At 50.4% G+C, this 22,085-nt stretch carries 21 protein-coding genes and 1 pseudogene; 20 read left to right on the plus strand and 2 right to left on the minus strand.

What is annotated here, in order from left to right; genetic code table 11:
- The first annotated feature begins 207 nt into the window (after positions 1-207).
- The 8 genes from ACE5KN_RS03890 to ACE5KN_RS03925 all read left to right on the plus strand — a co-directional run bounded on the left by ACE5KN_RS03890 (position 208) and on the right by ACE5KN_RS03925 (position 6,966).
- A complete protein-coding gene (locus ACE5KN_RS03890) occupies positions 208-1,005 on the plus strand; it encodes a GNAT family N-acetyltransferase (protein ID WP_375525271.1) in 798 nt (265 codons plus the stop codon).
- Positions 1,006-1,153: 148 nt separating this feature from the next.
- On the plus strand, positions 1,154-2,323 hold the full coding sequence (locus tag ACE5KN_RS03895) for a radical SAM protein (RefSeq protein WP_375525272.1): 1,170 nt from the start codon (positions 1,154-1,156) through the stop codon (positions 2,321-2,323).
- A gap of 29 nt (positions 2,324-2,352) precedes the next feature.
- The gene (locus tag ACE5KN_RS03900) at positions 2,353-3,369 is read left to right on the plus strand and encodes a radical SAM protein (RefSeq protein WP_375525273.1); all 1,017 of its coding nucleotides are present in this window, start codon (positions 2,353-2,355) and stop codon (positions 3,367-3,369) included.
- 2 nt (positions 3,370-3,371) lie between these two features.
- Complete coding sequence (ahbA, locus tag ACE5KN_RS03905; RefSeq protein ID WP_375525274.1) at positions 3,372-3,848, plus strand: siroheme decarboxylase subunit alpha; 477 nt, start codon at positions 3,372-3,374, stop codon at positions 3,846-3,848.
- Positions 3,845-4,315, plus strand: a complete 471-nt coding sequence (gene ahbB / locus ACE5KN_RS03910; RefSeq protein WP_375525275.1) for a siroheme decarboxylase subunit beta — start codon at positions 3,845-3,847, stop codon at positions 4,313-4,315. The genes ahbA and ahbB overlap by 4 nt, the downstream gene beginning before the upstream one ends.
- A gap of 106 nt (positions 4,316-4,421) precedes the next feature.
- Positions 4,422-5,885, plus strand: coding sequence for an alkaline phosphatase family protein (locus ACE5KN_RS03915; protein WP_375533035.1), 1,464 nt, complete (start codon positions 4,422-4,424; stop codon positions 5,883-5,885).
- Between the two features lie 61 nt (positions 5,886-5,946).
- Positions 5,947-6,372: a DUF3892 domain-containing protein gene (locus ACE5KN_RS03920; RefSeq protein ID WP_375525277.1), complete on the plus strand. Its 426-nt coding sequence runs from the start codon at positions 5,947-5,949 to the stop codon at positions 6,370-6,372.
- 192 nt (positions 6,373-6,564) lie between these two features.
- A complete protein-coding gene (locus ACE5KN_RS03925; protein ID WP_375525278.1) occupies positions 6,565-6,966 on the plus strand; it encodes an NUDIX hydrolase in 402 nt (133 codons plus the stop codon).
- Positions 6,967-7,063: 97 nt separating this feature from the next.
- Here ACE5KN_RS03925 and ACE5KN_RS03930 read toward each other — a convergent pair whose 3' ends face one another.
- The gene (locus ACE5KN_RS03930; protein ID WP_375358008.1) at positions 7,064-7,270 is read right to left on the minus strand and encodes a DUF1657 domain-containing protein; all 207 of its coding nucleotides are present in this window, start codon (positions 7,268-7,270) and stop codon (positions 7,064-7,066) included.
- A 208-nt stretch (positions 7,271-7,478) separates the two neighbouring features.
- On the opposite strand from ACE5KN_RS03930, the gene ACE5KN_RS03935 reads away from it, so the two are divergent.
- The 7 genes from ACE5KN_RS03935 to ACE5KN_RS03965 all read left to right on the plus strand — a co-directional run bounded on the left by ACE5KN_RS03935 (position 7,479) and on the right by ACE5KN_RS03965 (position 15,680).
- Complete coding sequence (locus tag ACE5KN_RS03935; RefSeq protein WP_375525279.1) at positions 7,479-8,339, plus strand: DUF421 domain-containing protein; 861 nt, start codon at positions 7,479-7,481, stop codon at positions 8,337-8,339.
- Between the two features lie 292 nt (positions 8,340-8,631).
- Positions 8,632-9,111, plus strand: a complete 480-nt coding sequence (gene spoVAC / locus ACE5KN_RS03940) for a stage V sporulation protein AC (protein WP_375528896.1) — start codon at positions 8,632-8,634, stop codon at positions 9,109-9,111.
- A 1-nt stretch (position 9,112) separates the two neighbouring features.
- Positions 9,113-10,132, plus strand: coding sequence for a stage V sporulation protein AD (gene spoVAD / locus ACE5KN_RS03945; RefSeq protein ID WP_375528895.1), 1,020 nt, complete (start codon positions 9,113-9,115; stop codon positions 10,130-10,132).
- Entirely contained in the window at positions 10,129-10,479 is a 351-nt protein-coding gene (spoVAE, locus tag ACE5KN_RS03950) for a stage V sporulation protein AE (RefSeq protein ID WP_375528894.1), read from the plus strand. Before spoVAD ends, spoVAE begins: the two co-directional genes overlap by 4 nt.
- A 481-nt stretch (positions 10,480-10,960) precedes the next feature.
- Positions 10,961-12,874 carry a threonine--tRNA ligase gene (thrS, locus tag ACE5KN_RS03955; RefSeq protein ID WP_375528893.1) on the plus strand — a complete coding sequence of 638 codons (1,914 nt, stop codon included), beginning with the start codon at positions 10,961-10,963 and terminating at the stop codon, positions 12,872-12,874.
- 583 nt (positions 12,875-13,457) lie between these two features.
- Positions 13,458-14,360 carry a transposase gene (locus ACE5KN_RS03960; protein WP_375533036.1) on the plus strand — a complete coding sequence of 301 codons (903 nt, stop codon included), beginning with the start codon at positions 13,458-13,460 and terminating at the stop codon, positions 14,358-14,360.
- 984 nt (positions 14,361-15,344) lie between these two features.
- Entirely contained in the window at positions 15,345-15,680 is a 336-nt protein-coding gene (locus ACE5KN_RS03965) for an EthD domain-containing protein (RefSeq protein WP_375528103.1), read from the plus strand.
- A 190-nt stretch (positions 15,681-15,870) separates the two neighbouring features.
- Here ACE5KN_RS03965 and hmpA read toward each other — a convergent pair.
- A pseudogene (hmpA, locus tag ACE5KN_RS03970) lies at positions 15,871-17,064 on the minus strand (NO-inducible flavohemoprotein); the annotation flags it as partial.
- 306 nt (positions 17,065-17,370) lie between these two features.
- Here hmpA and ACE5KN_RS03975 point away from each other — a divergent pair.
- The 5 genes from ACE5KN_RS03975 to ACE5KN_RS03995 are packed head-to-tail and all read left to right on the plus strand — an operon-like array spanning position 17,371 to position 21,982.
- The gene (locus tag ACE5KN_RS03975) at positions 17,371-18,342 is read left to right on the plus strand and encodes an ABC transporter substrate-binding protein (RefSeq protein WP_375533037.1); all 972 of its coding nucleotides are present in this window, start codon (positions 17,371-17,373) and stop codon (positions 18,340-18,342) included.
- Positions 18,343-18,344: 2 nt separating this feature from the next.
- Complete coding sequence (locus tag ACE5KN_RS03980) at positions 18,345-19,358, plus strand: FecCD family ABC transporter permease (protein WP_375528104.1); 1,014 nt, start codon at positions 18,345-18,347, stop codon at positions 19,356-19,358.
- Positions 19,355-20,395, plus strand: coding sequence for a FecCD family ABC transporter permease (locus tag ACE5KN_RS03985; protein WP_375528105.1), 1,041 nt, complete (start codon positions 19,355-19,357; stop codon positions 20,393-20,395). The genes ACE5KN_RS03980 and ACE5KN_RS03985 overlap by 4 nt, the downstream gene beginning before the upstream one ends.
- Positions 20,396-20,412: 17 nt before the next feature.
- Complete coding sequence (locus ACE5KN_RS03990; protein ID WP_375528106.1) at positions 20,413-21,234, plus strand: ABC transporter ATP-binding protein; 822 nt, start codon at positions 20,413-20,415, stop codon at positions 21,232-21,234.
- Complete coding sequence (locus tag ACE5KN_RS03995; protein WP_375528107.1) at positions 21,206-21,982, plus strand: (2Fe-2S)-binding protein; 777 nt, start codon at positions 21,206-21,208, stop codon at positions 21,980-21,982. Before ACE5KN_RS03990 ends, ACE5KN_RS03995 begins: the two co-directional genes overlap by 29 nt.
- The last annotated feature ends 103 nt before the right edge of the window (positions 21,983-22,085 follow it).

Raw genomic sequence — 22,085 nt, forward strand, 5'->3', positions numbered from 1 at the left:
ACAGCATGTACAGTATTTCGGCCGGGGGAGACCCCGGCCTTTAAAATAGTTGGACGATGTTTTGCTCATTTGGGGAACCAGCGGATCACTTACATAACCAGCGGCTGGATAGAGTACCTTTCCCGTTATTGGAAAATTTCATGTTTACAGCCTGCAAGCTAACATGGTATGGTATATAAAATTTTCCATCAACAGGGGGAGTGGTATATGATTCGCAAGCTGACGGAGGCGGACCGTGAGAGTGTAATGCAGCTGGCAGGGCGGGAGCCGTCCCTCAATTTGTTTATTATCGGAGATGTGGAGAACTTCGGCTTTGAAACTGATTTCCAGGAACTGTGGGGAGAGTTTGATGCTGCCGACGGCCGTCTGAAGGCTGTGCTGCTGCGGTATGATGGCAGCTTCCTTCCTTATGCAGAGGGAGATTTTGATGTGCAGGGTTTCGCGGAGCTTGTGTTATCCGGCAAAAAGAAGGAAATGATGTCAGGCTCCTCACCCATTGTGGATCGTTTTGTCCGAGAGATCAGCTTTGCAAAGGAGAAGCGCCTGCACTTTGCTGAGCTTACCGCTCTGCAGGAGAGTGGTGGGATGGGGGCGAACAGTCATTTTGAGATCAGACAATCAGGTGTGGAGGATGTCGAGGCGGTTTGTTCGCTGCTCGATCAGATTCAGGAATTTGTCTCAAGCGGGGAATCCATGCGCAGCGGCATGCGGCGTAAGCTGGAGAGCAGTACGGGACGCAGCTATTTTGTCGAAAAGGAAGGGAAGGTTATTGCGGTTGCTTCTTCCACGGCGGAAAACTCGCTGTCTGCCATGATCGTGGGTGTAGCCACACATCCCGAATATAGAGGGCAAGGGCTTGCCTCGTACCTGGTGCGGCGCCTTTGTGCCGATCTTTTGGCGGAAGGCCGAACCGTCTGTTTGTTTTATGATAATCCGGTTGCAGGCTCCATTTATAAAAGACTTGGCTTTAAAGACATCGGCCAATGGTCCATGATGTACTTATAGATTGTATCTATCCATCCACGGAATGTGGGTGGATATTTTTTATTGCGGAGCACTTTGCCATTGTAACTTTGTATTTTATTTCACAAAGTATAACATACTAAACACATCTGAGATTGGAATCCAATAGTGGAGAAATGAGGAACAGCTCATGATTAATGTAACGAGACTGCTTACGGGTATGGAGGGCACGGGAGACCAATGGCGCTATTCTATATCCATCGGAGAAAAGCCGCACGGCGTTTCAGAAGGGAAAGGCCCTGTAGTAGTCTGGAATGCTACACGGGCATGCAACCTGCAGTGCAAGCACTGCTATGCAGATGCCTGTACTTCCAGGGCTCCCGGCGAGCTGTCAACAGAAGAAGCGATGGCATTCATCGAGGACCTGGCGAGCTTCAAGGTGCCTGTGCTGTTATTCTCCGGCGGGGAGCCGCTCCTTCGTCGTGACATTTATGAACTTGCTGCTTTTGCCGCTTCCAAGGGAATTCGCCCGGTTGTCTCGACGAACGGAACCTTGATCACGGCAAAACGGGCAAAACAGCTCCAGGATGCGGGTGTTCAGTATGTCGGGATCAGCCTAGACGGCCTTGAAAACAGGCATGACCGTTTCCGCGGCCGACAGGGAGCCTTCAATCAGGCGATTGCGGGGATTCGCAGCTGTCTTGCCATCGGCCAAAAAGCCGGACTGCGCTTTACGATCAGCCGGCATACCTATCATGATCTTGACGGCGTATTGGATTTAATCGAGCAGGAAAATATTCCGCGAGCCTGCTTTTATCATCTTGTCTATTCCGGCCGCGGCAGCAAGCTGCAGCATGAGGATGTCACGCGTGAGCAATCCAGGAGCGCTCTTGAACGGATTATTGCCAAGACACTCGACCTTCACGGCAAAGGAAAACGGGTGGAGCTGCTGACCGTGGATAACCATGCCGACGGCGTTTATTTGTATAACTGGATGAACCGGCGTGATCCAGAACGGGCGGATCAGCTGCTGGAGCTGCTGCGCCGCAATGGCGGCAACCGTTCCGGCGTGGCGATTGCGTGTGTTGATTGGCATGGACGTGTCTACCCGGATCAGTTCACCAGGGATGTTGAAGTTGGCAGCATCAGGGAAAGGAAATTCAGCGAGATCTGGAAGGAGGCTGCCCATCCGGTGATAGTGGGACTGCGCAACCGCAAGCCATTGCTTCAAGGACGATGCCGGCATTGCCGATGGCTGGATATCTGCAACGGCAATTTCAGGGCGCGCGCTTCAGCGGGAGGTGACTTTTGGTCACCCGATCCTTCCTGCTACCTGAACGACCAGGAAATTGGCGTGTGATGAACAGACCTAGAGGAGGCAGAGGATAAATGCTTATATCCTGGAATATAACGAGGCGGTGCAACTTATATTGCGAACATTGCTATCGGGATTCCGGCCCTCAGGCTCCGGTTGCGGGGCAGTTGAGCACCGAAGAGGGGCGGCGTCTAATTGATCAGATCAAAGAGGCAGGTTTCAGGCTGCTCATACTCAGCGGTGGGGAGCCGCTGACACGTGACGATGTGTGTGAGCTTGTGGCCTATGCGGCATCAACAGGCCTGCGGCCGGTAATGGGCAGCAACGGCACGTTATTGACCGCAGCCAAGGCCGCCGCTTTGAAGGCAGCAGGTCTGGGGGGCATCGCCATTAGTATTGACAGTTCTGCTCCTGCCTATCATAACCGATTCAGGAACGCTTCCGACGGGTGGCAAAAAGCTGTCATGGGCATCCGCCATGCACGGGAAGCAGGCATGAAGGTTCAAATTAATATGACTCTTTCGGAAAAAAATATCGACGACTTCGAGCAGGTGGTCCGGCTTGCCGAGCAGCTGAATGTTGTTTCACTGCACCCCTTTTTTCTTGTGCCTACAGGGCGCGGAGTGAACATGGAGGAAGAAGCATTAAAGCGGGAGCGGTATTTCAGCGTGTTGAAGAGGGTGCTGGTTAAGCAAAAAACAACTGCGGTGGAGATCAAGCCGACCTGCGCTCCCCAGTTCATGCCCTTGGCCAAAAGCATGGGACTGGATTTGCGCTACACTCGCGGCTGCCTTGCCGGCGTGTCTTATTGCTCGGTATTGCCGGAAGGAGACGTTCATGTATGTCCTTATTTGCCGGTCAAAGCAGGCAATGTGCGAGAGCAGCCGTTTCATGAAATCTGGAGCCACAGCTCTGTCTTCAAGGACTTAAGGAACTTCCAGAAATACGAAGGGGCGTGCGGTTCCTGCCCGGATATTCATATATGCGGCGGATGCCGGGCCAGGTCTTACTTTTACAGTAATGGAAATTATCTGGCTGAAGAACCCTGGTGTTTTAAAAGATTTGCCGATCAATTAGCGGTGGAGGGATAGCAGTGGATCTGGATGCAAAGGACGTTCTTGTGCTGAACCGTCTGCAGCAGGGGATACCTCTTGTGGAACGGCCCTGGCTCGCCATCGCGGTGGATCTGAAACTGGGGGAGGAAGAAGTGATCCACACACTGGCGAAGCTGGAAGTCACGGGCATCATACGCCGTATCGGAGGGATTTTTAATCCGCGCAAGCTGGGGTATGAGGTGAGGCTGTATGCCATGCAGGTGGAAGATGAGCTTTTTTATTGCGTTGCTGATGTGGTAAACAGCCTTCAAACCGTGACCCATAATTACCGCCGTGAAGGCAGATTGAACATGTGGTTTACCTTGGCGGCACGCACCGAAAAGGAACGGGAGAATATGTTAGAGCTCATCCGTGCAGCGGCAGGCAATACGAGGCTGTATGAATTTCCGGCAGAGCAGGTATACAAGCTGAATGTATTTTGGAATATGGATGCGAAGAAAGGCGAATCAAGATGAATGAATTCGAAACGGACATCGATATGATTATTATGCGGGAGCTGCAGCAGGATTTTCCGCTGGTTTCAGAGCCTTATGCTGAAATCGCACGGCGGATCGGATGCACAGTGACCGAAGTGCTTGAGCGGCTTAAGCATCTGCAGGCATCTGGGTCTTTGAAAAGGATCGGGGCCGTTCTGAAACACAGAAAAGCGGGATTTGAGGCGAATGGCCTGTTTGTATGCCTCGTCCCCGAAGAGCAAATAAATGAGGCCGGGCGCATGCTGGCTGCATACAAGGAAGTCAGTCACTGCTATCACCGCAGTCCCTGCCATGATTGGCCATATAATCTTTACGCGATGATCCACGGTATTCGCAAAAATGACGTATTGGCTATTGCAGAGCAATTCACCCGTGAGCAGCGTGTTCAAGTGTACGAAATTCTGTTCAGTACGGAAGAATTGAAGAAAACCAGCTTCTCCTTATGACATCCACAGCCGGCTGATAATTAGCGGCAAAGAGGATCACACTAGTAGCTGTATCCGAATACAGTCATAGTGGGTGAACGGGGTGTTGACGCAAAATAGCAAGAGCGTGATTTATCTTTTGATTGATTCGCTGCTGGCTTCGGCCATCGACCAGGGAGTGGCGCAGAAGAAGCTGCCCGCCCTGCAATTTCTGATTGAACACGGTCAATATTACCGCGATATGGTCACTTCCTTTCCGACGATGTCCGTTACGATAGACAGCTCACTGGTGACGGGCACCTATCCGGATCAGCATTCTGTGCCTGGCCTGGCTTGGTATGATTCGGATGCCGAAAGGGTGATCAATTACGGAACCGGGCCCATGGAAGTGATCCGGCAGGGTATACCGGCTGTGCTTGAGGATGCGGTTCTTCGGTTAAACGGGGAGCATTTGAATCCCGACGTGCCGACGATTTATGAAGATCTGGCACGGCGCGGCTTTACTAGCGGAACGATCAACGGTCTTGTGTACCGGGGTCCGGTCCAGCACACCATGACGATCCCGTCCTGGATGCGCATGATTACATCATGGCCCGAGCGGATTCAGGTCAAGGGCCCGGACTGGTTCAGTCTTGGGGGCTTATCCAATCCGTTAAACGGTAAAATACAGGCACCGCAAAGCATATTTCATCGTCTGGGGCTGAACGATACATATTCGGTTGAGACACTGAAGCACTTGATCCGGACGGAACAGCTGCCTGATTTTCTATACGTCTACATGCCCAGTATGGACAAGCTGCTCCATAAAAAAGGGCCATCCGTTCTGAAAGGTGCAGTGGAGGCGGACAAGAAGCTTCAAGCGGTGCTGGAGGCTTTCGGCTCACCGGAACAGGCGTTGCAGCAGGCTGTATTTGTCATTTCCGGGGACAGCGGGGTCAGCCAAATCATGCCGGCTCAGGAACAGCCCATCATCCAGCTGCACAAGCTGTATGAAGGATATAACGTGCTGCATCCGGGTCAAAAGGTGACGGCCCATACCGAGGTCGTACTTGCCGTCAATGAAACGATGGCCTATGTTTACTGTTTGAAAGAGACGCTCGATTTACGGCATATTGCACAGCCGCTGAGCGCGGATGACCGGATCGATTTTGTTGCGTGGAAGGAAGAAGGATGGATTGTGGCAGCCAGAAACGGGCAGGAGCTTCGTTTCAAGACAGGAGACGCATGGACGGATGATTATGAGCAGACATGGACGATAGAGGGGCCGTTGGAGCTGCTGGATCTGCAGCCGGATGAATCAAGGCATGAAATCCGGTACGGAAAATATCCGGATGTCCTGCAGCGGATATACGGCTCCTTGAATTCCCACCGGGGCCGGTATCTGATCGTGGGAGCCAAGCCTGGTTATGAACTCGCTGACCGGAGTTCCCCAACGCATAAGGGAGGGGGAGGACATGGCTCTTTAAGCTTGGGGGAGTCGCTGATCCCGCTTATTATCGCCGGAACGGATATGAAGCCGTCCAAGCTGCGGCTTGTCGATCTGAAGGCCTATATCATGGAGGTGGTTTCATCCGGAAACTTTTATACATGAGCTGCCCTTTCGGGAGAAATGCTAAGAATGCAGGACACTACAGGTTAAGGAGTGAACAGCGTTGAAGCAGCCTGAACAAGGAGCAAACGAGGATTTGTCGACACACAATGCCGACCATGCCTGGAACGGTCAGCCCATCCCTCATTTTGAGCCTATGGACAGCCAGGGCTCCGGGCAGGATGCAGGCATGCAGCAGTCTGAAGCAACCGGTACGTTTATGCGAGAAGGGACCAGGTATGGAGCCGGACCGCACACGATCGATCCGCGCAAGGCACAAATCGAGGCCGTGCATTACGACAACGGAGCGATTGCCGCCGTCCGCTTGAACAACGGGCAAGTGGTTGATATTGCAACAGCCATCGGAATGGCGGAAGCAGAGCTGATCGAGGATGTGAACACAGGTAAGAACCGTGAGGGGCAAAAAACATTAAGATCCTACCCGGACGGGGATCCGGACAACAATCTGTCTAATCTGCCCCGGTTCTGAACAAAAATGGCAGCCTAGCTTTAGCCGAGGCTGCTTTGTTTTTTTTGCTGGAACGGGTGCAGAACTGCAGTTAGCTTAAGCCCTTACTTGACAGGAAGCGGTATTACGGCAATCATCAATAAATGAAGGTGTACCAACCCATTAGTATCAGGAAATACAGCAACCTACAAATTTCTATAGCAGGTGAACAGGATGAGCAAAATCATTGATAAGATTGCATGGATTTATCTTCAAAATGGCCGTGTGCTTGGCGCGCGTTCCCAAGGGAAAGAGCTCTGTTATCTGCCGGGTGGGAAAAGAGAGCCCGGCGAGACGGATGAGGAAACGCTTATCCGAGAAATCAAGGAAGAGCTGTCCGTAGACATTTTGCCGGAAAGCATTTCTTATGTTGGAACCTTTGAAGCACAGGCGGATGGAAAGTCGGAAGGGATCATCGTGAAAATGACCTGTTATACCGCCAAATTCACCGGCGAGTTGCGTCCTGACTCGGAAATTGCCGAGCTGGTATGGCTGACCTCTCAGGATCGTGACCGTGTGTCACGAGTTAGCCAAATCATTCTTGAACAGTTACACAAGGAAAATCGCATGATGTAAGATTTCATAACAAATTGAGGAGGAGGTGCCCCTGAAACAATCGTTTATTAGGGACACCTCTTTCTTTTGTTGCACGCCAAGACAATCCGTAAAGTTTTTAAAAGCCTTTATATTGAGGCTCTTCATTTTCCAGCTGCTGAACTCTTTGCTCCACCTGTTGAACGATCTGCTGCGTTTGCTGAGCCGCATTTGTGAACAGCGTTTTCGCCTCTTGATTTTGCGTCGACAGAGCAAACTGTTCCAGGCTCGCTTGTGCGCTTTTTAACGAAGCTACGCAGGTTTTTACGTCAGATGCCACGGTCACCGAACCCACCTCCTTCACTCGTATAAGTTGTGCTTGCTAACTATTTCCTCAGCAAGCAACGAAGTTAATGTAACCTTCCTTTTCAAAAAACATACCTGCTTCATCCTTACCGATTTCCCCGGTCGATCTATGTTTAAAATGGTTGAGAATGGAAATCCTGCATACTGTAAATTTTTTCCTCGTGGAATTTGAGAAAGAAGGTGCAGCAATGCAGGATTGGTTTATCGTCGCTATACGTACCCTGGTGGCTATAGTCGTTCTTTTCATTATGACCAAGCTGCTCGGAAAAAGGCAGGTTTCCCAGCTCTCCTTGTTCGAATACATAACCGGAATTACTGTCGGAAGCCTGGCCGCCTATATTCCGCTCGAAGTTGACGGCACGTGGTATCTGGGCGTAGTCTCCCTTTGCGTATGGGTGCTTGTATCCCTGGCCATCGAGTATTTTCAGCTGAAGAGCAGGAGATTCAGAGGCATTATGGACGGTGTGGCCAGGGTGGTCATTAAAGACGGTAAAATTCTCGAAGATAACTTGAAAAAAGAACGGATGACAGCCGACGAGCTACTGGAGCTGCTGCGCAGTAAAAATGTGTTCAGGACCGCGGATGTTGAGTTTGCCATTATGGAACCAAGCGGGGAATTGAATGTGCTGGTCACGAAAGAAAACCTGCCTCTTACCCCGAAAAACCTGGGCATCAAGGTAGCACCTGAGCAGGAGCCGCAAACGGTGATCATGGACGGGGAAATTATGGACGAGCCTCTTTCAACGATCGGCTTCAACAGGGGCTGGCTTGCAGTGGAGCTGGAAAAACAGGGGGTTGCACTGGAGAATGTGTTCCTCGGACAGGTCGATTCTTACGGTCAGCTCTATGTCGATTTGTTTGATGATCAACTGAAGGTCCCGCAGCCTCAGGAGAAAGCCTTGCTGCTCGCTACGCTCAAAAAATGCGAAGCAGATCTGGAAATGTTCTCTTTATCCACAAAAGACAAGGACGGAAAGAAGCTGTATGAAGAATGCTCCAAACAACTGGAAAGCGTGATTAAAGATGTGAAGCCGCTGCTCAGCCGCTAAATCTCAGCCTATAAGAGGTAATTCAAAAAGTCATCTTTTGATCACGAAGGAAGTCAGGAAGCGGACTCGACATCGAATCTTGAATTCAGCCGGGCCTAAGTAGATGCTTCCGAAGCATGTTTCCTGCGGAAACATTTCAGGTGCTCACGTACCCCAAGTACGCTCCGCTCCTCAGTCCCTAGCTTCATTCAACTCCAGCGTTTTGAAAAAACGCACTTCGGAAGCATAGGCTTCGGTGCTGAAAACCTGACTTTTTGAACTCACACTATAAGCAGAAACGGAGGAACTTATCTTGTCGAACAGCAAAAAGAAAAATATGACCCCCACACAGCAGGAGTACCAGAAGCTTGCCCAGCAAAAGGAACCGCCCCGGCCGGTCCTCCTCAACTGCTTGCGGGCGTTTCTTGTCGGGGGCACCATTTGTATTGTAGGCCAGGCCATTCAGGAAATGTTCATTCATTGGGGAGGTTTTGATAAAAAGAGTGCCGGCGATCCAACTGTCGCCACCCTCATCATTATTTCGGTCATCCTGACCAGTCTCGGCGTTTATGACAAAATTGCCCAATGGGCGGGAGCCGGTTCTGCCGTACCCGTGACCGGATTTGCGAACTCCATGGCATCCGCAGCCATCGAGCATAAAAGTGAAGGTTATGTTCTCGGTGTCGGAGGCAAAATGTTCAAGGTTGCGGGACCTGTAATCGTGTACGGAACGGTAGCTGCCTTTGTTATTGGCATTCTGACCTTAGTTTTTAAAGGCGGAGGGGGATCATGAGATGCTAAAAGGGCATCAAAGCTGGATATTTGAAAACAAGCCGGTCATCCGGTCAACGGCAACTGTTGTAGGCCCGTTCGAAGGCAGAGGCCCCCTTGCTGAAGACTTTGATATTGTCCACGGCGATTCCACGCTGGGGCAGGACAGCTGGGAAAAAGCGGAACGGACGCTGATTGAAGAGGCGGCCAAGCTGGCGATTGAGTCGGGTGGACTGACGAAGGAGCAAGTCCAGTTTTACATCGGCGGCGACCTTATGGCCCAACTGATCAGCAGCAGCTTCGCGGCGCGAACATTGTCGATACCGTTTCTCGGCGTATTTGGCGCTTGTTCTACCTCGATGGAGAGTCTTGCGCTTGCTTCCATGATCGTCAACTCCGGTTCGGCCAAGTTTGCGCTTGCCGGCACATGCAGTCACAACTCCAGCGCAGAAAAGCAGTTCCGTTATCCGACCGAATACGGATCACAGAAACCGCCGACAGCCCAATACACGGTAACCGGCGCGGGGGCGGCACTGGTATCCTCCGAGGGTGAAGGACCTGTTGTGACCTCTGCTACAATCGGGCGTGTCATTGATATGGGAATTACAGACCCGTTTAATATGGGAGCGGCGATGGCACCGGCTGCCGTGGATACAATTGAAGCTCATTTCCGTGATTTGGGCGTGGAACCAGGCCATTACGATCTGATTGTAACGGGCGATTTGGCCAAGGTTGGCTACGAGATCGCTTCGGAGCTGTTCCGCAAGCACAACATCCCTATGGACCAAACCGAATATTCGGACTGCGGCATGATGATTTACGACTATGAGCAGCAAATGGTGCAATCCGGGGCCAGCGGCTGCGCCTGTTCAGCGGTTGTTACCTACGGTCATCTGCTGAAGCGGATGCGCAAAGGGGAACTGAAGCGTATTCTGGTGGTCGCGACAGGTGCCTTGCTCTCCCCGATCAGTTACCAGCAGGGAGAATCCATACCCTGTATTGCACATGCCGTTTCCATTGAAGCAGGAGGCGTATCATCATGATATTTTTATGGGCATTTTTGGTAGGCGGAGCGATTTGCGTGCTTGGGCAAATTTGCTTTGATGTGTTTAAGCTGGACCCCGCACACACCATGGCTCTGCTGGTCGTATTGGGTGCGATTGCGGACGGACTCGGGTGGTATGATCCGCTCATTGAATTTGCCGGCGCGGGCGCATCAGTCCCCATTACCAGCTTTGGCAACGCACTCGTTCACGGTGCTATCACGGAGCTGAAAACCGTCGGCTGGATCGGTGTGGTTAGCGGTATCTTCAAGGTGACCAGCGCCGGCATCTCCTCAGCGATTATTTTCTCGTTTCTCGCTGCATTGGTGGTCAAACCAAAAGGGTAATCTTGCTGTATAATCCCTGGTTTCAACTGATTCTCTGCTGCAGGCAACGTACATGAATGACGGCCGGACAGTCGGCCTAAATTTAAAAAAAATTGCAAAATGTCTTGACTCCGCTATTTTGATTTTGTAAGATAACCAACAAATCAATATTGAGGCACGGACCAAAGACATGATTTCCTTCACGAGCTGTCCAGAGAGAGAAGTTCAGGCTGCAAGCTTCTTCAGCAACCGGATGGAAATTACCCCTTTGCAGCTGTGGCGTTGAACCTGTGGATTTGTTCCATGGCAGTAAGCGTCACCGTTTTATCCCCGATACCGGATACCAATAAGGACCTTGCTAACTTTGTGCCTGTAGGCATAAGCAGTCTAGCGAGGTTGAATTAGGGTGGAACCACGAGCTGAACGCACTCGTCCCTTGAGGAGAGCTGCGTTTTTTTGCGTTCACATTTTTCACCATAATTCAGGAAATGGAGGAACAGTCATGGGGATGAATATCATTTTGCCGGATGGAGCAAGCAGGGGGTATGCGAAAGGCACCACAATGGCACAGGTGGCGGCTTCAATCAGTTCAAGTCTGCTGAAGCAGGCGGTCGCCGGGAAAATAAACGGCAGGCTCGTTGATCTTCATCAACCTCTGCAGGAGGATGGTTCTGTTGAGATCATCACACTGGAAAGCAAGGAAGGACTGGAGATTTACAGGCATAGCACAGCACATGTGCTGGCACAGGCGGTCAAGAGAATTTATGGGAACCGTGCGGTAAAGCTTGGCATCGGTCCTGTGATCGAAGATGGCTTTTACTACGACATGGATCTGGAGAACCCTCTGTCCGCAGATGATCTTGTCAGCATCGAAAAAGAAATGGAGCGCATTATTCAGGAGAACCTGCCTTTCGAGCGCCGGATCGTAAGCCGTGCGGAAGCACTGAAGTTGTTTGAAGATCGGGAAGAGCCGTTCAAAATGGAGCTGATCCGGGATTTGCCTGATGATGCGGTAATTTCGATATACTCGCAAGGTGAATTTATCGACCTGTGCCGCGGGCCGCACCTTCCGTCCACTGGAATGATCAAGGCATTCAAGCTGCTGAATGCAGCAGGGGCTTATTGGCGGGGAGATTCAAGCAACAAGATGCTGCAGCGCATTTATGGCACAGCTTTTGCCAAGAAAAATCACCTTGCTGTGCATTTGGAGCTGCTGGAGGAGGCAAAGAAACGGGATCACAGGAAGCTTGGCAGAGAGCTTGGGCTGTTTATGTTTTCCGAAGAAGCGCCGGGAATGCCATTCTATCTTCCCAAAGGCATGACGCTGCGCAATGAGCTCGAAAGCTTCTCGCGTGAATTGCAGCTGCAGCGCGGTTATGATGAAGTACGGACTCCGTTAATGCTGAACAACAGGCTGTGGGAGCAATCCGGTCATTGGGATCATTATAAAGACAACATGTATTTTACAGATGTGGATGATGCCAGATTCGCGCTTAAGCCGATGAACTGCCCGGGTCACATGCTTGTTTACAAAAACAGCCTGCATTCCTACCGGGAACTGCCGATCCGTCTTTTCGAATTCGGCCAGGTGCACCGCCATGAATTTTCAGGTGCTCTCAACGGGATGATGCGGGTGCGGACCTTCTGCCAGGACGATGCCCATCTGTTTGTGCTGCCGGAGCAAATCGAAGCGGAGATCCATGGTGTAATTGAACTGATTGGCTTCGTATATCAAACGTTCGGTTTTGAATACAGGATCGAGCTGTCGACACGCCCGGCTGATTTCATGGGCTCGGAGGGGCTGTGGGACCAGGCGGAGAAGTCCCTGCAAAATGTTCTGGAGCAAAAGGGAATTGAATACCGGATCAATGAAGGAGACGGGGCGTTTTATGGTCCGAAAATTGATTTTCACATTCTGGACGCGCTGAAACGAAGCTGGCAGTGCGGCACGATTCAGCTTGATTTTCAGATGCCGGAAAAATTCGAACTTAGCTACGTCGGCGCTAGTGGCGGCAAACAACGTCCTGTCGTCATTCACCGGGCGGTTTATGGTTCCATTGACCGGTTTATCGGCATCCTTACTGAGCATTACAGCGGAGCTTTTCCGTTATGGCTGGCTCCTGTACAGGCGAAAATACTGGCGGTTTCGGACAACGATGCTGAATATGCGTACAAGGTTAAAGCAGCGCTGGATCAGGCCGGATTGCGTGCCGAGGTGGATGCGCGCAGCGAGAAGCTTGGTTATAAAATTCGCGAAGCCCAGCTGGAAAAGGTGCCGTATATGCTGGTGGTGGGTGAGCAGGAGAGAGAGAACAACCTTGTGTCCATCCGGAAAAGGGGAGTGGGGGACATGGGCTCCAAATCCACGCCCCAGGTTATAGAGCTGCTGCGCATGGAAGTACAGGAAAGAGTATAAGTTGGAAGCTTAATAAGTTCGTTCACTAGGGATTCCCAACAGTCAAGACGTGGTCAGTAGAGCTTGACCTCTCTAATAAAACAGCGGTCTCTTCTTAACACGTTGGAAGAAGCCGCTGTTTTATTAACTCAACTTTCGCAGTATGATATCGGCAAACAGGCCTTGATATAACGAGGTAACACGAAGATCTGGTACTGGGGTTGACGCTGAATCAAAGCAGACAGCTTTTTGCCAGCTTTGGTTGCAAGAAGGGGATTCGCCCCCCTCAGAGGTTTAGTATCCAGAATGAGACGGGTGTCTATAGAGTATGGTGTTTGGTGTTTGGTGTCTGGTGTGTCTGGTGTCTGGGTCTAGTGTCTAGTGTCCGTTGCCTGTTGCCTCTTTATACAGCTTTGCATGATTATCCCTTTTATTCAGAGGGTAGGGGGGGGAGAGGGCCCAAGGGAAGGAATAAAGAGAAAAGAGATACGAAAAAAAAGAGGCAGCTTTAGTGGGATGTTCGGCTTGAAATAGGAACATACGTTTGGTATAATGAGGAAAAGAACTTATGTTCGTGTATCATTGATTCGGGGGGCGAGCAGACATGGAAGTCCAAGCGGAAACGGAACTTCAATCCTTTAGCAGTCGTTATCACAACGAGCAGGACTGCATGGAGGCATTGATCGCGATGAAGTGGCCGAACGGCTTCGTCTGCCCGCGTTGCGCTCATACCCGCTGCAGCCGTCTGACTTCCCGGCGCATTCCCTTGTTCGAATGCACCAGGTGTGCGCATCAAACGTCGGCTTTGGTCGGCACGATTTTTGAACGAACCCATCTCCCCCTGACCAAGTGGTTCCAGGCGCTGGAGTTGTTCATGCTGCCCGACGGCATCTCGGCGATGCGGCTGAGCCAGGTGATCCAGGTCACCTACAAGACCGCCTGGCTGATGCTGCACCGCATCCGCCATGCCATCGGGGAGTTCGATGCCCGGGAGCTGCTCTGCGGAGACGTGAAGGTGAACAGCGACCTGTATGGGCGTAATCCGGCCCGGCCACAGTTTCCTCATCCGTATGCTTCGGCAGTCGTAGCGGGATGCACGGTCACGGAGTCGGGCGAGCCGGAGCGGGTCAAAATCCATCTGGTGCCGCAGATGAGGGGAGATGGGAACGGAGCGAATCGACTCGAACTCGCTGCGTTTATCCATGAACAGGTAGATGTCCGTGCATCGGCGGTACAGTCGTTCCCTCAAACCTTTCGGCTGTATAGACCCTTGCGGAAAGTGGTGAGAGAGGCGTGGACATCGCTGAAGCGTACGTATATAGCCTTAGGGACGAAGCATCTGCAGGCATACCTCAACGAGTACACTGGACGCCGCCGATTGCGCCTGCCCGGAGCGGAAGAACCAATGTGGCAGAAGTTGCTGTACATGGGCGTGGCGATTCCGGCGATCCCTTACCGCCGATTGATCGCGCGCCAACCGGTTCAGCTTCTTGCGGCTGCGTCCTGATCACAGGGCTTGAACGAGGAAAAGCGAGTATGATGGGTGTGGATTGAACGGTGTGGGTTAGCATGAACGAGGACATCGGAAGAATTCAGGTTCAAGCAGCAACGAGGGCCAGGGTCTTTTATTTTTTCATGGCTTTGCTCCGCTCCCTCCCTCTCGGTCGGTTTCACATCACCTAAACGCTTTGCTTTCTCCTAAGATCACCTCATAATCTCGAACCGATCTGCTTCTCCATAAGGCACGATCAAAAAAATAATAGACCCATTCGATGGTCCTGAATAGTGTAACAACAGGCATTTTCATGCCTCACTTGATCCGTTATTTTCTTTAACGCACCTTAAAGTATATTTTCGGTTCCCGGTTTTCTATTTTTCTTTACCTGATCCAATGGGATAATCGTGCAAGGCTTCCGGGCAGCGAGTTCACATGCCTTGCCACGGTCGACGGGCGGCTTGACTGTCAAGCCTTAACTTTCGCAGCATGAAATCGGCAAACTCGCAAGGAGGGGATTCGAATTCCTCAGAACCCAGTAGCTACAAAGGTAACTACATCCTTTTCGGGATTGGGCCGAGTTAGTAAAGTTCCGCTGCAATCCGGCGTGTCAGCACCATAAAATTTTTTCGGATGGGAGATTTACAATAAAGAAAAAATACTGTACTATATTTTTATAAATTTAGAAATATAGAATTAGGCGAACGGAATGTACACGGGGAGGTAGAGGAACGCTAAAAACCTGAATCGCGAATTGGCGAATTAATAGGCCCCCTATCTGAAAACGTAAATTTTTTTGGTCAATTATTCTATATTTTTAGAAATATAATAATTAATTTGAATGAATGGAGACCTGATGGTTTTGAACTATTTTTTGGCAGGAGAAGTTGATCATTGAAAACTGACAATGAAGTCAGGTTTAGATCTGTTACTCAGTCATTGTCCAGTTTTGAGAGTTCAACTCTCAGCCGCTAATATAGAAAGGTGGAACACGACATGATAAAGTTCGTCTACATGATTAATCGGATCGAGGGGATGAGTGTTGATAAGTTCGTAGAATATCATCGATTTAACCACGCCCCCCTATTTATCTCGATCCCGGAGGCCAAGAAGTATGTTCGAAAATATGTGGTGTCTCATCCGGTTGCAGCCGAGGGCTATCCCCAGCCCGCGTATGATGGGCTTACTGAAATCTGGTTCGACAGTTGGGCCGACCATGATGCGTTCTTCGCGTCGGACAACTACCTGCAAAAAGTTCAACCCGACGAAAAGAAGTTCATCGACTTCAGTTCTGTCGGTGTCATGGTCACAGAAGAGAAAGTAGTACTCTAACTTTGTGAATCGCCCGTAGTATCACCGCAATTGGTGCCGCTAAGGAGGATCAACAGTTCGTATTAGCACTGTCGACAATTCGACAGTGCTCTTCGTTGCTTTTTGGCGTGCCTTGAGGCATGCATTTTCTTACCGGAGAAAGTCCGGTCGCGGAACATTGCTGAATACTATTATTTAGGAAATAATGAAATCAGGCGTTGGCCAACTGCATGGCAGGACCAAAAAATTCATAGTGAATACGCTCTTCACCCATTCCCATGGCCCGCAGCTCACGAATGATACTTTCCATGAAAGACACCGGTCCGCATACATAAGCGTCGCCCGTAATATCGACATACTCTTCCAGCACGGCACGATTGATAAAGCCATCCGGCTGACTGGAATAAAAGGTATTGTACTTGACATTGCTCATTCCCGCGGCTTTTTCCTCAATATCGCGCTGGAAGGCGGCGAGCTCTTCATTCCGGGCGGCATGCAGGAATACCGTCGGACGGTCAGGTGTCAAATTGGAGACAGTCTCGAACATGCTCATCATTGGCGTAATACCGACTCCACCCGAGATGAAGGCAACCGGAGTTGTTTTCGTTGTGTCGAGCACAAATTCGCCGGCAGGCGGACTCACTTCAACTGAGTCACCTTCATTGACCTGTGTATGCAGATACACGGAGACAACTCCGTTAGGATCATTGTCCGCTTCCCGTTTCACGGAAATACGGAACTCGTCCGGGTTTGGTGCCTGGGACAAGCTGTATTGACGGATCATCATATATTTCTCGCCCGGAATCTTAACACGGACGGAAATATACTGTCCGGGCCGATATGCAGGCACGCTTAATCCGTCTGCCGGCTTCAGATAGAATGACATGATATTTTCGCTTTCCTTCACCTTCCGGGCTACAGTGAACGGCTTGAAGAAATTCCATCCATTTTCCTGCTCTCTTGCTTCTTGATACATTTTTGACTCGACTCCGATAAAAGCAGCAGCAATAACGCCATAGGCTTCCTTCCAGGCGTCAAGAATTTCTGCGGTAGCAGCGTCCCCAAGCACTTCCTTGATCGCCTTCAGCAGATGTTCACCTACAATCGGGTAATGCTCAGGCTTGATACCGAGGCTCACATGTTTATGTGCAATCTGCACGACGGCAGGGAGGATATTTTCAAGATTATCGATATGAACGGCGGCTGCATATACAGCGTTAGCGAGCGCGGTCTGTTGGCGGCCTTTTGCCTGGTTCGCATGGTTGAAAATATTCAAAAGCTCCGGATGAGCTTCAAACAGGTTCCGATAAAAAACCTTAGTAATTGTGGTTCCGTGTTCTTCCAGCACAGGGGCGGTTGATTTGACGATTTTTCGTTGTTCCGCAGTCAGCATAATAAGAAGCCTCCTTAATTGAAATTTTTATTAATAAAATGATTGTATTTCAAAACTAAGGACAAATTTGTGATTACACTCACAACATTTAAATTTTTAAGTACCAGCATAACATCTCCGAAAAAAAGAAAGCGCAACCAAAAATGACGCGTTAACATAGGATTTTATTGACAATGTCAGAAGGGTGTGGTTAACTGAACATTGATGGTAATGATAATCAATATCAATACCATTTTCAGTCATATTTGAACAGAGAGAAAGGAAGAGGGGACATTGTTGAAGGCGAAAAAAAGCATTTTCATGCTGGCTGCAATATTGATGATTATATTTGTTCTTGCAGGCTGCGGGGGGAATGAAGCGACAGGCACCACCTCTGAAACAGGCCAAACAGCAGCGGCAGGACAGCCTGCGGATCAGGGGGATGTCCGGGTCATTGAGCATGCCATGGGCAAAACCGAGATTAAGGGCACACCACAGAGAATCGTGACTTTATATCAGGGAGCTACAGATGCTGCCATCGCCTTGGGAGTCAAGCCGGTAGGAGCTGTGGAGTCCTGGCTGGAGCAGCCGTTTTATACATACATTCGCGATGATCTCGACGGGGTTGCTGTTGTAGGCGAAGAAACGCAGCCGAACCTGGAGGAAATTGCGAAGCTGAAGCCGGATCTGATTATAGCGTCCAAAACGCGCCACGAAGAAATCTATGAACAGCTATCTCAAATCGCACCTACCGTCACTCTTGAAACGTTGTATCAATTCAAGGAGACTGTTGACATCATGGGGCAAGCGCTGAACAAGGAAGAAGAGGCGAAGAATATTCTGGCGCAATGGGATGCGAGAGTGTCCGATTTTAAAGGCAAAATCAGCGCCAAGCTTGGAGACAAGTGGCCCATTGAAGCATCTGTCCTGAACTTTAGAGCAGACCATGCCCGGATTTATGTAACCGGTTTTGCCGGAGATATTCTCAATGAGCTTGGTTTTGTACGCTCTGAATATTTGCAGCAGGAAGCTGATAAAGGAACGGTCGTGATCAGGCTGACGGATAAGGAAAGCATCCCAAGCATGAATGCCGATGTTAATTTCGTATTCCTGTCGGATCCTGGCAATGAAGGAGCCGTGCAAAAAAATTATGAGGAGTGGACGAAGCATCCGCTTTGGAAAAATCTCGACTCGGTGAAAGCCGGTCAAGTGTTCCAGATTGATGAAGTGGCCTGGAATATGGGCGGAGGCCCGCTTGCCGCAAATCTGATGCTTGACCAGCTCTATGCACACTTTGGATTAGATAAATAGTCATGACGCATTTACTTTCCAGCCGAACTGCTAAATATGCGGGCTTAATTTTTGGTTTGTGCATCTTTATCGTCTCTTTTGCTGCAAGCATTGTGTTTGGTCAAACATCCATTCCACTGAAGACTGCTATAGAAGCATTTCTGCATTTTGATGACCAGTCCACTGAACATATCATTTTGACGACATCCAGATTATCCCGCGCCGTCATCGCAACCGTGGTTGGCACAAGCCTCGCGGTTGCGGGGGCGCTTATGCAGGCTTTGACGAGAAATCCGCTCGCCTCGCCAAGTGTGTTTGGCCTCAATTCCGGCGCCGTTTTTTTTGTTGTGCTGGCGCTCTCATTTTTTTCGGTGTCTTCATTAACGGATTATATGTGGGTGGCATTTATCGGTGCAGGCATTGCAGCCGTTATGGTCTATTTTCTGGGCTCGCTTGGCAGGGACGGCTTGTCTCCCATCAAGATTGTGCTGGCCGGAGCGGCTATTAACGCTTTATTCGTTTCTTTATCACAGGCTTTATTGGTGATCAGCGAGCAAAATTTGGAAGGGGCGTTATTCTGGCTGGCAGGATCTGTTGCAGGCCGGTCAGTGGATATGCTGCTGCCTATTCTGCCGTTCATGATCGGGGGATGGATTGTTGCATTCCTGTTGGGGCAGCCGGTGAACATCCTGACATCGGGGGATGACATTGCGAAAGGTCTGGGACAGCGGACTGTGGTAGTTAAGGCTTTAATGGCGGTGGTTATCATTGTTCTCGCTGGAGGCTCCGTTGCGGTTGGCGGTTCTATCGCATTCATCGGTTTGATTGTTCCGCACATTGTCCGCGGACTTGTCGGAATCGATTACCGCTGGATTATTCCGTATTGTGCAATCCTGGGCGCCAGCCTGCTGCTGCTCGCGGATGTTGCTGCAAGATTCATCATCATGCCGCAGGAGGTGCCTATTGGTGTGATGACCGCACTGATCGGAACCCCTTTCTTTATCTATATCGCACGCAGGGGGTTCTCCAGAGAATGAACAAATATATTACACTGCGCACCAGAGCAGGGAAATTATCTTTTTTGGTCGAGAAGAGAACGATCGTCGTGCTTTTGATACTGCTAGTTCTGCTGACAGTTTTTCTTGTGGCCGGTTTATCGGTTGGAAGCACCCTGATTTCGCCGCTTGAGGTCATCAGGCATTTACTCGGTGCGGGGAATGAAGACTATACATATATCATTGATACGTTGCGGCTGCCGCGCATGATGCTGGCGATGCTGGTTGGAGCTGCGTTGGGCGTGTCCGGACTTATTTTGCAGGGAATGATCAGAAACCCGCTTGGTTCACCGGATATTATCGGTGTGACCGGGGGAGCATCTGTGGCGGCGGTCATATTTATTACTTACTTCGCCGGCACTTTCAGTATCGATTGGCTGCCGGTGGCTGCGATTGCCGGGGCTGCGTGCATTTCAGCACTTATCTATCTTTTGGCTTGGAAAAGCGGAGTTACACCCATCCGGCTCGTACTTATAGGAATTGGGATGGCAGCCGCCATGAGTGCCATGACCACCATGATGATGGTGCTTGGCGACACGGTATCCACTACCCAGGCTTATTTGTGGTTAACCGGCAGTGTATACGGCGCAAAATGGGATGATGTCTATGCGATGCTGCCCTGGGTGCTGGTGTTCATCCCATTTTCTCTGTTTTTTGCAAGAACGGCCAATGCTCAGGAAATGGGAGATCACGTGGCGGCCGGTTTAGGGGTGAAGGTGCAGCTGCATCGGTTTGCGCTTTTATTTATCAGTGTTGCCTTGGCGGGATCGGCGGTTGCCTATGCCGGAGGCATCAGCTTTGTTGGCCTGCTTGCTCCTCATATATCCAGAAAGCTGGTTGGCCGCTCATTTGGCAGCCTTGTGCCTGTATCGGCGTTGATCGGAGGCATGATCGTGTTATTGGCGGACGTAGTGGCCAGAACGGCCTTTCTGCCATCGGATCTTCCGGCAGGCATTTTTGTATCAGGCATCGGAGCGCCGTTTTTTATATATCTGCTCTTCCGCAACCGTCATCAGTGAACAAAGGGGATGAACAAATGCCTTTACTGGAAACCCAAGCATTAACGCTGTCCTACGGGAGCAGCCCGATTATAGATGAGCTTCATTTGCAAATTCCCGAAGGGGAAATCACCGTCTTCGTCGGAAGCAACGGGTGTGGAAAGTCCACCTTGCTTCGTTCGTTGGCACGGTTGTTAAAACCGCAAAAAGGGGCGGTGCTGCTTGACGGAAAAGCGATTGCCAAGTCACCGACCAAAGAGGTTGCCAGAAATATCGCCATTTTACCCCAAGGACCCATTGCCCCTGAAGGATTAACCGTACTGCAATTGGTGAAGCAGGGAAGATATCCGCATCAAAACTGGCTTCAACAATGGTCGGAGGAAGATGAGCGCATGGTGGACAGGGCAATGGAGGCTACGAAAATCAAGCAATTTGCGGACAGGCCTGTCGATGCCCTCTCCGGCGGCCAGCGGCAAAGAGCCTGGATTGCCATGACTCTTGCCCAAGGGACGGATATCCTGCTTCTGGACGAACCGACAACTTATTTGGATCTGGCCCATCAGGTCGAAATTCTTGATTTGCTGTTTGAGCTGAACGAACAAGAGCAGAGGACCATTGTGATGGTGCTGCATGATTTAAACCTGGCTGCCCGTTATGCCCATCATATGGTCGCGATCCATAACAAGCAGGTTTATGTCCAGGGTAAACCCGAGGATATCATTACACGTGAAATGGTTCAGGCGGTATTCGGCATGAGCTGTGAAATTACCGTCGATCCGCTGTTCGGGACACCTGCGTGCGTTCCGCATGGCAGAGGGAGGAAGATCACCAATGCAGAACGTGCAAATTTGTTACTTTAGTCCGGAAGAATTGCAAATATTAACGGAAAATTATCGGCTGTCCCCAGGCAGGCAGGCTGATAACCCGTTATCTGTTCCGGCGGCGGAGCTGCTGGATTTGGAAAAGTGCCGGGTTTATTTGGAGCAGGCAGCAGCCATTTTTCAAACTCCTGCCATTGCTGCCGCGGCATCACAATTTTCCAAGCGGTATGCCTATATGACAATGGCATCCGGTTTGTATGCGATGACCATGTTTAACAAAGGAATGAATTATGGGATTGAAAATTGCCATATGGAATCCGTATTCCAAGGCAGCTCCTGGCTGCCTGAAGTAAGTCTGAACGATCGGCACGTCACGCAACCAGCAGCAGCACATCGGGACGAGTGGCGTGATCGCGTCATCAGCAGCATCTTTGCTGACAATATAGCCAAGGTGTGGCGTTCAATTTCCAAAGCCGCCAGGATTCCTGTCTCTACTTTGTGGGAAAACATGGCGATTTCCCTCTATTGGTTATATGAGCAGCGGATGGTGGAAGAGGCTGCGGAGGAGCAGAAGCTGCAAATCCGGGCTGATTTTCATTATTTGCTGTATGAAGCGCAGGCACACTTGTTCGGAGAGGAGTACAATCCTCTGACCAGATTCAACAATCCTGAAAAGATTATCAACTCCTCAAATATCCCCAAGCGCAAGCGTAAAACATGCTGTCTGCTCTATAAAGTTTCCGAGGACCACGACTACTGCACAACTTGCCCCTTAAGAAAAGAATAATCCATTTAACCATACGGGTGGCCGTTATGCCACCCTATCCACCTTCCGCTCTTCAGGCCTTATCATTCACGCATTTTCCACAGGTTTCAACAAAAATAAGCAC

It is taken from the genome of Paenibacillus terreus (assembly GCF_042138595.1).
In the GTDB taxonomy this organism is placed as follows: domain Bacteria; phylum Bacillota; class Bacilli; order Paenibacillales; family Paenibacillaceae; genus Paenibacillus; species Paenibacillus terreus.

Excerpts from the sequence above, each read along its gene's own strand:
- ACE5KN_RS03890 (WP_375525271.1), top strand. The coding sequence starts at position 208 with ATGATTCGCAAGCTGACGGAGGCGGACCGTGAGAGTGTAATGCAGCTG.
- ACE5KN_RS03895 (WP_375525272.1), top strand. The coding sequence starts at position 1,154 with ATGATTAATGTAACGAGACTGCTTACGGGTATGGAGGGCACGGGAGAC.
- ACE5KN_RS03900 (WP_375525273.1), top strand. The coding sequence starts at position 2,353 with ATGCTTATATCCTGGAATATAACGAGGCGGTGCAACTTATATTGCGAA.
- ahbB (WP_375525275.1), top strand. The coding sequence starts at position 3,845 with ATGAATGAATTCGAAACGGACATCGATATGATTATTATGCGGGAGCTG.
- ACE5KN_RS03925 (WP_375525278.1), top strand. The coding sequence starts at position 6,565 with ATGAGCAAAATCATTGATAAGATTGCATGGATTTATCTTCAAAATGGC.
- ACE5KN_RS03935 (WP_375525279.1), top strand. The coding sequence starts at position 7,479 with ATGCAGGATTGGTTTATCGTCGCTATACGTACCCTGGTGGCTATAGTC.
- spoVAD (WP_375528895.1), top strand. The coding sequence starts at position 9,113 with ATGCTAAAAGGGCATCAAAGCTGGATATTTGAAAACAAGCCGGTCATC.
- spoVAE (WP_375528894.1), top strand. The coding sequence starts at position 10,129 with ATGATATTTTTATGGGCATTTTTGGTAGGCGGAGCGATTTGCGTGCTT.
- thrS (WP_375528893.1), top strand. The coding sequence starts at position 10,961 with ATGGGGATGAATATCATTTTGCCGGATGGAGCAAGCAGGGGGTATGCG.
- ACE5KN_RS03960 (WP_375533036.1), top strand. The coding sequence starts at position 13,458 with ATGGAAGTCCAAGCGGAAACGGAACTTCAATCCTTTAGCAGTCGTTAT.
- ACE5KN_RS03965 (WP_375528103.1), top strand. The coding sequence starts at position 15,345 with ATGATAAAGTTCGTCTACATGATTAATCGGATCGAGGGGATGAGTGTT.
- ACE5KN_RS03975 (WP_375533037.1), top strand. The coding sequence starts at position 17,371 with ATGATTATATTTGTTCTTGCAGGCTGCGGGGGGAATGAAGCGACAGGC.
- ACE5KN_RS03980 (WP_375528104.1), top strand. The coding sequence starts at position 18,345 with ATGACGCATTTACTTTCCAGCCGAACTGCTAAATATGCGGGCTTAATT.
- ACE5KN_RS03985 (WP_375528105.1), top strand. The coding sequence starts at position 19,355 with ATGAACAAATATATTACACTGCGCACCAGAGCAGGGAAATTATCTTTT.
- ACE5KN_RS03990 (WP_375528106.1), top strand. The coding sequence starts at position 20,413 with ATGCCTTTACTGGAAACCCAAGCATTAACGCTGTCCTACGGGAGCAGC.
- ACE5KN_RS03995 (WP_375528107.1), top strand. The coding sequence starts at position 21,206 with ATGCAGAACGTGCAAATTTGTTACTTTAGTCCGGAAGAATTGCAAATA.